Here is a 10,390-nt window from a genome sequence, read left to right on the forward strand (position 1 = left end):
TGCGGGCGGCAGCCGGCGACCGGCTGGCGTGGGCGGAGACGGTCGGGGCGCTGGTCGACTACGGCCTGACCCGCCGGGACGGGCCGGCGGTGACGACCCACCGGCTGATCGCGGCCGCAACCCGGGCCGGGATCAGCCCCGAGGGTCGGATGACGACGGCGGCCACCCTGCTCCGGCTGCTACGGGCCGCGCTGCCCACCGACATCGAGCAGCCGGCGGGCTGGCCCCGCTGGCGCTCCCTGCTGCCGCACGTCCGCGCCGTGCTGGACGGTTATGACGACGGCGGCTGGGACGAACGGACAGCCCCGGTGGTCTCGTGGCTGTGTGACCGCACCGGCAGCTATCTGGCGCATCACGGCCGGCCGGACACGGCCCTCCCCTACCTACGTCGCGGACTCGCCCTCACCGAGACCAGACTCGGCCCCGACCACCCCGACACCCTGACCTCCCGCAACAACCTCGCCGGCGCCTACCAGACGGCGGGGCGGGTGGCGCAGGCCATCGGCCTGTACGAGCAGGCGCTCGCCGACAGTCTGCGGGTTCTCGGTCCTGACCATCCGCTGGTCGTCACGATCAGGGGGAACCTGGCCGCTGCCACCGGTGCTGCGGAACGCTCGGGATAGATCAGAAAACTCCTCGGACGGTGACCACAGGTGGTCTCGTCGCTGGCAGGCCGAGAGGCCGGTCAGCTTCGTCCACCCTGCTCGGACAGGTCGTCGCGAGCGCTGTCGAACGCGCCGATGAAGGGCGGGCGGGGCCCCGCCCGCACCCTCCGCGCTGTGCTCTCCTCGTTCAGCGCCGGGCCGTCGATTCCGTGCTCGGCGCTCCCGCGGGCCAGGTACGGGCCACGATCGCGGGAACTGCTGTCTGCCCAGCTCAGGGGCTGTGGGGCGGATGAGTCGGCCGGTACGCCGGGTTCTGTGGGCCGGGGCCGTGAGACGGCTCCGGCTGGCGGTCATCCATCTCGGGCTGCCGTTGCCGGCAGCCTCCAGCGGTCTACCCGCAGGCTCGGGCGGGCAGCCCTCGAACGCCTGCGCAGCCCCGGAACCCCAAGAGGCTCCAGGACCTTTTGACCTTGCTCCGGGTGGGGTTTACCTAGCCGCCCGGGTCACCCCGGGCGCTGGTGCGCTCTTACCGCACCGTTTCACCCTTACCGGCGCCCGAGGACGCCGGCGGTCTGTTTTCTGTGGCACTGTCCCGCGGGTTACCCCGGGTGGGTGTTACCCACCACCCTGCCCTGTGGAGCCCGGACGTTCCTCGGCGGCTCCGCGGGAGCGGAACCGACGCGACCGCCTGGCCGACTCATCCGTGACCGTCAGCATATGCCATGACGGCCCGTCCCGGCCTGCCCCGGTAACCCAGGACGGGGATACTTCGTGCCAGGACAACAGGCGGTGCCAGGGCAGCGGCGATGCCGGGACAGCGCGGCATCAGCGGCTACACCGCGCCCGGCACAGCCACCGCCCGCGAGGCAACATCATTCTGGAAGACGGCACCATCAGGCACCATCAGGGAGACGAGGGACGGGATCGGCCGTGACAACGCCTGGAGAGCCCACCAAGAAGATCGACCACACTCGCCCGACACAGCCCCCGCCTGCCGGCGGAGCCTGGTCACCGGGTACCGGCGTGCCCGGGGCGAGCGGCACCGGCCCGACCACGCCCACCCCGCCCGCCGGACCGGTCCCACCCGCCGAGCCCGTACCGGCCGAGCGGCGGCGCGGTGTCGCCTACTCCACCTATGCGATCACTGTCCTCGTCCTGCTGCTGGCGATCGCCGTGATCGTTTTCGTCGTGCAGAACAACCAGCGGGTGGACATCTGGCTGTTCGGTTCGACCCACAACATGTCGCTCGCGGGCGCGCTCGCCGCCGCGACGGCGGCCGGCCTCCTGATCGGGCTGCTGATCGGGCTGATCACCCAGATCAGGGTGCGGAAGGAACTGCGCCAGTACCGCCGCGGCAGGCACCCGGCCCAGCAGTCCCGGACACCCTGACCGGACAGCCCGGCCCGGCCCCCGAACCAGACGTACGCCCGGATCGGAGCTGTGAGGGTGAGCGTCGCAGCCGTGAGCGCGGTCTCGGACGGCCCGCTTCCTCGGCAGCCGCTCCAGACCTCGTTACGTATATACATATCAGGTCTGATAGGCCGTATCGATCAGGACGATGACTGCCACCCAGGCGGCCCGTAACTTCGCCGGGCTGCTTGATGCGGTCGAGCACGGAGAGGCCGTAGTGATCACGCGTGACGGCGTGGCAGTCGGCCGGTTCGTGCCGGAACGGCATACCGTTGCCGACCGGCTCGGAGAGGCCCTGCGTGAGTACGCGGCAGACCCCGCCTTCGCGGACGATCTCGAAGCGGCGCACACCGACCTGCGAGCCGCCTTCGCCGGTGAGGTCCGCACGTAGCCAGTCGGCGTTTCCTGTCGTTTCCTGTCGTTTCCCGTCGTTTCCTGTCGTCCGAGCCGCTCGTTGCCTCGGGCGGATCGCCGGGAGCGCGGCTACTGGCCCGGCTCGACCAGGTGGGCGGCGTGGATGCCGTCGTTGAAGCCGCGCAGCACCGCGGGGCCGTCCGAGTACCAGTCGATCGTGGAGAGCGACACCAGGTCGAGGTGAAGCCGGTAGAGGACGGCGGGCGAGGCGTCCAGCGCCAGCTGCGTGAGGGCCTTGATCGGGGTCACGTGCGAGACGATCAGGATCCGGCTGCCCGGGTGCGCGGCCAGGACGCGGTCGCGGGCGGCGGTGACCCGCCGGATCGTGGCGAGGATGCTCTCCCCGCCGGGCGGGGCGACCGACGGGTCGGCCAGCCAGGCGTTGAGCTCGTCCGGGAAGCGCTGGCGGACCTCGCCGAAGGTCAGGGCCTCCCAGGTCCCGAAGTCGGTCTCGCGCAGGTCGTCGTCGACCAGGTAGTCCCGGCCGAGGGCGTCCGCGGTCTGCCGGGCCCGTTTCAGCGGCGAGCAGTACACCGCGTCGAAGGGGACGTCGCGCAGCCGCCCCGCCACGGCGAGCGCCTGCGCCTGGCCGACGTCGGTCAGGGTGGCGTCCAGCGTGCCGCTGAACCGCTTCTCCACCGACATCGGGGTCTGCCCGTGGCGCAGCAGCACGGTGGTGGTGGGAGGAGCGGGCGGGGCCATCCAGCCCGACAGCCGGTGGGTGGTCGGTGCCGTGTGCGGGACGGGCTCCGGCGACTGGGGCTCGGGTGGTTCCCAGGTGCGGCCCTGCGCGGCGGCGTCCATGGCCTCGTTCGCCAGCCGGTCGGCGTGGCTGTTGCGTTCCCGCGGAATCCAGGTGTAGCGGACCCGGGGGAACTCCCGCGCGACCTCGGCGGCCTGTGTCGCCAGCGGACGCATGGCCGGATGTTTGATCTTCCAGCGTCCGCTCATCTGCTCGACGACGAGCTTGGAGTCCATCCGGACCTCGACGTCGGCGTCCGGGGCGAGGTCGGCCGCGGCGCGCAGCCCGGCGATCAGGCCCTGGTACTCGGCGACGTTGTTGGTGGCCCGGCCGATCGCGCCCGCCCGCTCGGCCAGGACGGCGCCGGTGCCGGCGTCGCGGACGAGCGCCCCGTAGCCCGCCGGGCCCGGATTGCCCCGCGACCCGCCGTCTGCCTCGACGACGAGCCGGCGTGCCGGACGGTCACTCATGATCGGCTCCTATCCGCCTGCCAGCCCGCCTGCCGGCTCACCGGCCCGGTCCCGTCCGCCGGAGCGCCCCCGTCCACGAGGCCGCGCCCGTCCACGAAGCCGGCCCCGTCCACGAAGCCGGCTTCGTGCGCACGGCCGGCTCCGCCCACGGGCCGCCCGGCCGCGCGTGCCGACCTGGCCCGGCTGGCCCGGCTGGCCCGGTTCACAGGCCTGATTCCGCGGTCCGGACGAGGATGCGCCGGCACTCCTCACAACGCACGACGGCGTCCACCGGAGCCGCGGCGACCTCGCGCAGGTCGCCGCCGGAGAGCTCCAGGTGACATCCCTCGCAGCGGCGCCGCACGAGCCGGGCCGCCCCCACCCCGGCGGACGAGGCGCGCAGCCGTTCGTACAGGGCCACCAGGTCGGCGGGCAGGGCCGGGGCGATGGCCTCGCGTTCGGCGCGGCGGGCCGCCACCTCGTTGTCGATCTCGGCCAGGGCCGCGTCCCGGCTGGCCACGGACGTCGCCCGCTCGGCGTCGACCCGCTCCTGGTCCGCCCTGATCACCCCGGCCCGGGCCTCCAGCCCCTCGGCGGTCTCCATGAGCTCGAGCAGCTCGTCCTCGAGCACGCCCTGCCGGCGGGCCAGCGAGGCGATCTCCGCCTGCAGGTTCTCCAGCTCACGGGCGTTGGTGATCCGCCCGGAGTCCAGCCGTTCGCGGTCCCGGGCGGCCCGGGAGCGCACCAGGTCGACCTCGGTCTCCAGCTTCTGCTGCGAGCGGCCCAGGTCCCGCAGCTGGGTGGAGACCCGGACCAGGTCGTCGTTGAGGGCGGCGAGCTGCGCGTCCAGCTTGTCGATCTCGGCATGCTCGGGCAGGTTGCGCCGGCGCGCGGCGAGCCGGTCAAGGCTGGAGTCGATCGCCTGTACGTCCAACAGGCGAAGCTGGGTCGCTGGATCGGCCTTCATGTGCTCCTCACTGTGCTCCGCGACGGTGCTCCGCGGACGTTGCTCCCGGCGGCATCCGTCACCACTGGTCCCGGCCCTGGTCAGAATCGTCAGCCTGGTCCTGGTCCTGGTCCTGCCCGTGGCCGTGGCTCTGACCCGCCGCTCGGCCGGGATCCGGCCCGGCCGGCCACGACGAGGGCGCGTGCCACCGCCACGGGTCGGTCACCAGGGCGGAGACCGTGGTGTTCACCGTACGGCCTCGGGCGGCCAGACCGGCACGCAGCCGGGCCGCGGCAACGTGCAGCCAGGGCCATTCACTGGCCCAGTGCGCCACGTCCACGAGCGCCACGTCGTGGGCGGCCACGGCGTCGAGGACGTGGTGGTGGCGCCCGTCGGCGGTCACCAGCGCGTCGGCGCCGGCACGCGCGGCGGCACCGGTCAGCTCGCCGCCGGAGCCACCGCAGACCGCGATCCGGCGCACCGGGCGGTCCGGGTCGCCGGTGGCGCGCACCCCGCCGGCGGTGGCGGGCAGCGCGGCGGCCACCCGCGCGCAGAAGACGTGCAGCGGCTCGGCCCGGGGCAGCTCACCGACCCGGCCGAGACCACCGTTGCCGGGCCGGCCCGGGCCGTCCGACGGCTTCCCCGGCCGTCCCAGCCGTCCCAGCCCGCCCAGCCGTCCTGGCTCTCCCCGCCGTTCCGGCCCTCCCGGCCGTTCCGGCCCTCCCGGCCGTTCCGGCTCCCTCGGCTGTTCCGGCCCACCCGGCCGTTCCGGCAGCCTGTCGAGTGGTTCGACGGCGGTGAGCCCGAGTGCGTCCGCGAGCGCGTCGCTCACCCCGGGGCAGGCCACATCGGCGTTCGTGTGGGCGGTGAACAGCGCCACCCCACCGCGGATGGCGGTGGCCACGACCCGGCCGCCCGCGTTCGTCTCGGCCACCGCGTGCACCCCCCGCAGGAACAGTGGATGGTGGGTGACCAGCAGCCGCGCACCCCGCTCGACAGCTTCCCGGACGACCTCGACGACGGGGTCGACGGCGAACAGAACATGCTGAACCGGCATGTCCGGGTCGCCGACGGCGAGCCCCACCGCGTCCCACGACTGGGCCCAGGACGGCGGGTAGCACCGCTCCAGTTCGGCGACGCACTCGGCCACGCTGGGCTGCCGCGCGCGGGCGCCGGCCGGCAGCCCCAGCGGCCCGGGCCGCGATCCGGGCACCCCCAGCACCCCTGATACCACCGATACCCATGACGATCCGGGCGGTGGCCCGGGCCGCGGCCCGAGCGGTGGCCCGGCCGGTGTCCCCGGCGGCCTTCCGCGACGGCCGCCCAGGTCCGGACGAACGGGAGGATGTGATGCTGCCACCGTCCGGACACTACCGGGCTGTGATCGGCGCGGCCGCGCCGGCAGGCCCACCGTGAGGCGGCGGGCACCGGCCGGCCGCCGCGCCGTACCGTGGCCTCTGCGGCAGACGGATCCAAACCGTGCATGCGCGCTTGTTCAGGCACACTCAGGTCGAAGGAGGCGCAATCGTGATATACGCGCCTGCGGAGGCACACCAGCGCCCACTCGAGGACGTGATTCCGACATGGCGGATGTATCCGTGACGTTCACGATTGCCGGCGACGCCGAGGTCGTACTGACCCTTCCGACCGCACAGGCCGTACGGCTGATCGAGATGCTCATGCACAACGCGGCGGAGGCCCTGGCCGCCCAGGCCCGTGGCGGCCAGCCGGGCCAGCCGGGGCAGCTGGGGCCGCAGACCGGAACGGGCCAGCATCTCCAGCCCACCATGCCGGGCCCCGTGGGCTGGGGTGACCCGCAGCACCGGGGCGAGCCACCACCTTCGGCGCCGCTGCGTCGCCCGCTGTAACCGGCCACCCCGGACAGACAGTCACTATTTGTAATCGTCTTTGGCTGTCACCCGCCCCCGGCCACCCCGGCAGAGCCCATCCCGGCCCCGGTTCCGACGATCTCGGAGCCGGGGCCGGGGCTGTTCCGGATGCGGGATCCACCCGGTTCCCGGCTCGCGCCGGATCCATCCGGCAGGAGGATCTCGGCACCCGCATCCCTGATGCAGATCTTTGTTGTGCGGATATGGCGTCGGGCTGGATATCCGCGCATTTTTCCCAAACGCGGCACAACTCTAGATCAATAAGGTACAACTCCGCACAGTTTGTCCGCACAGCTCAGCCACCAGAAGGGATACGGATCATCCATGGCGGGGGACATACCAGCCGAACAGATCATCGTGACACATGCGTACGCGCAGGCGAGCACGGTACGTGACGGCGGCTCGGGCCCGGCCGACCAGCCACCACCGACCTACGAGCCCGCGCGGGTGCTCCACTGCTACGGCCGGGTCAGTATCGTCAGCCCCGCCACGGCCGCCCTGGAGTCCCTTCCCGGGCCGGACGCCTCCGGCGCCACCGCCGTCGACCCCGCTCATCTCGACGGGCTCGAACGTCTGGGCCTGGCGGCCTTCCAGTTACGCGCCAGCGCCGGCTACCAGCGGACCAAGCAGGACCGCGCGAGATCCGACGAGCTGTGGGACTGGGACCGGCCGTGCACCGACGTCCCACCACCGCGAGGCTCCTCCTCCGGGCGGGCCGCGGGTGGCGGCGGCAGCGTCCCACGGCAGCCGCGCTCCCCCGCCGGCTCGCCCTCCCCCACCGCTCTGGGCGCGGGCAGCCGGCCCGTGCCCGCCGCCGCCCCGGCCGACGGGCAGTCCGGCCAGCCGGGCGGGGCAGGCGGCACCGGCGGGCCCACCAGCGCCTTCATGGAGGGCAGCGTCGCGATCGGCGTGATCATCGTGGAGGGGCCGAGCGCCGATCTGCAGTTCACCGCCGCGGAACGCACCAAGACCGTCGCCGAGATCCAGAACGGGCTGTCCTGGTACGCCACCGTCAACCCGGCGGCGGAGCTCACCTTCAGCTACGACATCAAGGTCGTCCAGATCTCCGCTCCCCCGGACCCCGCGGCGGCCGACCTGGAAGCGCGCTGGCGGGACCCGGCCATGAGCCAGCTCGGCTACCAGCCGAACTTCGACGGGGTCTACGACTACGTCGACGACCTGCGCGACAGGCACGTCACACGATGGTCCTACTGCGCGTTCGTCACCAAGTACCCGCTGCGGTACTTCGCCTACAGCTCCATCGGCGGGCCCCGGCTCGTCCTGTCCTACGACAACGACGGCTGGGGCCCGGACAACCTCGACCGGGTCTTCGCCCACGAGACAGGCCACATCTTCGGCTGTCCCGACGAGTACGCCGCCAGCGGATGCGACTGCGGCGGGACATGGGGCCGGTTCGCCACCCCGAACGGCAACTGCGACGGCTGCGCGGCGGACAGCGTCACCTGCCTGATGCGGTCGAACAGCTTCGAGCTGTGCCGCTACACCCCCAGCCACATCGGCTGGGGCCGCGGGGTCGGTGGCAACCCCGTCCTGGTGCAGGGCGACTTCGGCCGCGCCGGCAACTTCGAGCTGGTGGTGCCGTCGGCGTTCGCCGGGATGACGCACCTGTGGCGGGACAACGACGCCGCCGGCTTCCCCTGGCGGGAGCCGACACAGGTGGCGCAGGGCAACGGCCGGATCGACGCGCTCACAATGATCCAGAGCAGGCTGGCGACACCGGGGGCGCTGGAAGCCCTCGCCCGGACCGGGAAGTCACTGCTGTTCCTCTGGCGCGACAGCGGGCCCGCCCTGCGCTGGCAGCCCCCCGTCCGGGTCATCGACGGTGTCGCCGGGACGCCGTCACTGATCCACAGCCGGCTGGGCCGGCGCGGCACGTTCGAGGTGCTGGTGCCCGCCGCCGACGTCGGCCTGCTGCACCTCTCGCGCAACAACGACGTCGCCGGCTTCCCCTGGAGCCAGCCGGTCGTCGTGGCGGCGAACCTCGGCCATGTCGACGCGGTCAGCCTCATCCAGGGGAACTTCGGCAACGGCAACCTGGAAGCCGTCGCGCTGGCCGGCGGCCGGCTGGCCCACCTCTACCGCGCTAGCGACGGCGTGTGGCGGACCTCGACGGTGTTCGCCGAGGGCGTCACCGGTAATCCGGTGCTGATCCAGGGCGGGTTCGGCCGGGCCGGCAACTTCGAGGTGGTCGTGCCGTCGGCCAGCGGCGGCCTGGTCCACCTGTGGCGGAACAACGACGCGGCCGGCTTCCCCTGGAGCGGCCCGACCCGCTTCGCCACCGACCTCGGACAGGTGGACGCGGTCACCATGATCCAGAGCTCGTTCGGCCGGCATCTGGAGGTCGTGGCGAGAGCCGGTGACCGGCTGTACGCGATGGCACGCACGTCGGACACCTTCCAGTGGCTGCCCCCCGGGAAGATCTTCTAGTTTTCCCGGCTCCCCACGCCGGAAGCCGCCCGGGGCGCCCCGGGCCGCGTCCTCCACCGCGCCGCCGGCGACGCGACCGCGCTCCGCGCGCGCTGCCGGCGGCGCGGTGCTCGCTGCCCGGTCACGCGGGCGGGCCGGGAGGCAGCCGGCCGGTGCCGGTGGCGTCCCAGGGCAGTCCGTCCGCGGGACGCCGTTTGCCGGCCAGGCGCGCGAGCCATCCGTCCACGAAGAGACGTTCACCCGCGGTGAGTGTCTCGCGCAGGCCCGCCGGCACCGCCTCGGGGAACACCCCGACGACACCGGGCAGCCGGGCCAGCGCGCCCGCCTGGCTCCTTGCGGCGGCAACCAGGGCCAGCCGGGGTGGCAGGACCGCCGTGACCTGCGCGATCTCCCGCAGAGCGGCGAGGACCGCCTGCTGGCGGCCGCTCCCGCCGGGTTCCTCCTCGGCGGGGCCGGGCACGTCATCGTGATCATCACGGGGTGCCGGGCCGCCATCGCCGTCCGGGCCGTAGCCCGCCGGCTCCGGCCCGGCCGCCCGCGACGCGATGACGACCAGCACCTCCGGTGTGGGTTCGGCCACGGCCCCGACCTCCTGACCCGAGCGGACAGCGTGCCAGCCGGCTGCGCCAGCTCGCCATCCCCGCACGAGCATTCCGACCAGGCGGACAGCGCATCATCGTCGACCAGGCCAGCCGCGCACAAGACCACCGGTGCGCCCGAGACGACGGAAGGACGCGGTACGCCGGCCCCGGCCCTCTCCCGAACGCCTCGGGCGGAACCGGAACCGTCCCCCATGACAACCTTGCGGAAACCGCGGCATGACGCCCAACGGTGACTGTTCGTATCTATTCGCGACGTGGCATCACAAAGAGCGACAACCAGCTCAGCACCGAGAGTACCAACAGCGACACGGTGGGCAGGACGAGCAGGAAGCCGGGTGAGCGCAGCCGGAACTCGACGAGCTGGACGACAAGGCTGTTGGCGCCCTCGGGCAGCTGCGAGACAGCCCGCGCCGACCGCAGCGCATGCCCGATCCAGCCCGCCAGCAGGGAGCCGCCGATCCCCCCCAGAGCCAGCCCGACGGGGGCCGGCCAGCCGCTGTCACGGCCCCGCCAGAAGCCGAGGAGGCCCCCGGCCAGGCCGGCGGCGGCACAGATCATGGCGAAGTACACGTCGACGCCGGCCTGGGCGTCGAAAACGATCTCGCTGCCGGCCAGTACCGCCCGCACGTTCAGGCGCGGGGCCGTCAGCGCCCACAGCAGCCCGACCGGCAGGCCGAGGGCGGCCATGACGGCCGCGCACAGCAGGCCGGCGAAAAGGCCGGATCCGCTGACCGCCCAGAAGGGGCGCCGGGGCTCCTCGGGCACCGGCCAGCCGTCCACCCCGACACCGTCGGGCCGGTCATGCCGATCCGGCCAGGACGAGGGGGGACGCCGGGCGGCAGCCTGGTGCGCATCGGACTGCCCTGCCTCGGGCTGCCCTGCCGC

Annotated in this window: 10 protein-coding genes and 1 other RNA gene; 5 read left to right on the forward strand and 6 right to left on the reverse strand. The window is 73.3% G+C overall.

The features are described from left to right. Positions 1-623 (forward strand): tetratricopeptide repeat protein (locus tag AC5LUJ_RS07075; RefSeq protein ID WP_493464658.1); only part of this gene is annotated, 623 nt, incomplete at its 5' end. Positions 624-891: 268 nt separating this feature from the next. On the opposite strand, the gene rnpB is transcribed toward AC5LUJ_RS07075, so the two are convergent. Then, positions 892-1,305, reverse strand: an RNA gene (gene rnpB / locus AC5LUJ_RS07080) — RNase P RNA component class A. Positions 1,306-1,535: 230 nt separating this feature from the next. On the opposite strand from rnpB, the gene AC5LUJ_RS07085 reads away from it, so the two are divergent. Then, positions 1,536-1,994, forward strand: a complete 459-nt coding sequence (locus tag AC5LUJ_RS07085; protein ID WP_250285257.1) for a lipopolysaccharide assembly protein LapA domain-containing protein — start codon at positions 1,536-1,538, stop codon at positions 1,992-1,994. 169 nt (positions 1,995-2,163) lie between these two features. Then, complete coding sequence (locus AC5LUJ_RS07090; protein ID WP_250285256.1) at positions 2,164-2,406, forward strand: type II toxin-antitoxin system Phd/YefM family antitoxin; 243 nt, start codon at positions 2,164-2,166, stop codon at positions 2,404-2,406. A 92-nt stretch (positions 2,407-2,498) separates the two neighbouring features. On the opposite strand, the gene AC5LUJ_RS07095 is transcribed toward AC5LUJ_RS07090, so the two are convergent. The 3 genes from AC5LUJ_RS07095 to AC5LUJ_RS07105 all read right to left on the reverse strand — a co-directional run bounded on the left by AC5LUJ_RS07095 (position 2,499) and on the right by AC5LUJ_RS07105 (position 5,779). Beyond that, positions 2,499-3,641, reverse strand: a complete 1,143-nt coding sequence (locus AC5LUJ_RS07095; protein WP_250285255.1) for a bifunctional RNase H/acid phosphatase — start codon at positions 3,639-3,641, stop codon at positions 2,499-2,501. Positions 3,642-3,843: 202 nt separating this feature from the next. Then, positions 3,844-4,587 carry a zinc ribbon domain-containing protein gene (locus AC5LUJ_RS07100; protein WP_250285254.1) on the reverse strand — a complete coding sequence of 248 codons (744 nt, stop codon included), beginning with the start codon at positions 4,585-4,587 and terminating at the stop codon, positions 3,844-3,846. Between the two features lie 58 nt (positions 4,588-4,645). Beyond that, on the reverse strand, positions 4,646-5,779 hold the full coding sequence (locus AC5LUJ_RS07105) for a Nif3-like dinuclear metal center hexameric protein (RefSeq protein ID WP_493464659.1): 1,134 nt from the start codon (positions 5,777-5,779) through the stop codon (positions 4,646-4,648). Positions 5,780-6,164: 385 nt separating this feature from the next. Between AC5LUJ_RS07105 and AC5LUJ_RS07110 the strand changes: the two genes are divergently transcribed. Together AC5LUJ_RS07110 and AC5LUJ_RS07115 are read left to right on the forward strand one after the other, a co-directional pair. Next, positions 6,165-6,434 carry a hypothetical protein gene (locus tag AC5LUJ_RS07110; protein WP_445548453.1) on the forward strand — a complete coding sequence of 90 codons (270 nt, stop codon included), beginning with the start codon at positions 6,165-6,167 and terminating at the stop codon, positions 6,432-6,434. A 345-nt stretch (positions 6,435-6,779) separates the two neighbouring features. Beyond that, positions 6,780-8,903, forward strand: a complete 2,124-nt coding sequence (locus AC5LUJ_RS07115) for a hypothetical protein (protein WP_493464660.1) — start codon at positions 6,780-6,782, stop codon at positions 8,901-8,903. A gap of 121 nt (positions 8,904-9,024) precedes the next feature. On the opposite strand, the gene AC5LUJ_RS07120 is transcribed toward AC5LUJ_RS07115, so the two are convergent. Continuing rightward, positions 9,025-9,483, reverse strand: coding sequence for a hypothetical protein (locus tag AC5LUJ_RS07120; protein WP_250285552.1), 459 nt, complete (start codon positions 9,481-9,483; stop codon positions 9,025-9,027). A gap of 265 nt (positions 9,484-9,748) precedes the next feature. Beyond that, positions 9,749-10,390, reverse strand: a 642-nt coding sequence (locus tag AC5LUJ_RS07125) for a hypothetical protein (protein WP_493464661.1), incomplete at its 5' end; no start/stop codon positions are given.

The sequence above is a fragment of the Protofrankia sp. CiP1_Cm_nod3 genome (assembly GCF_982290655.1).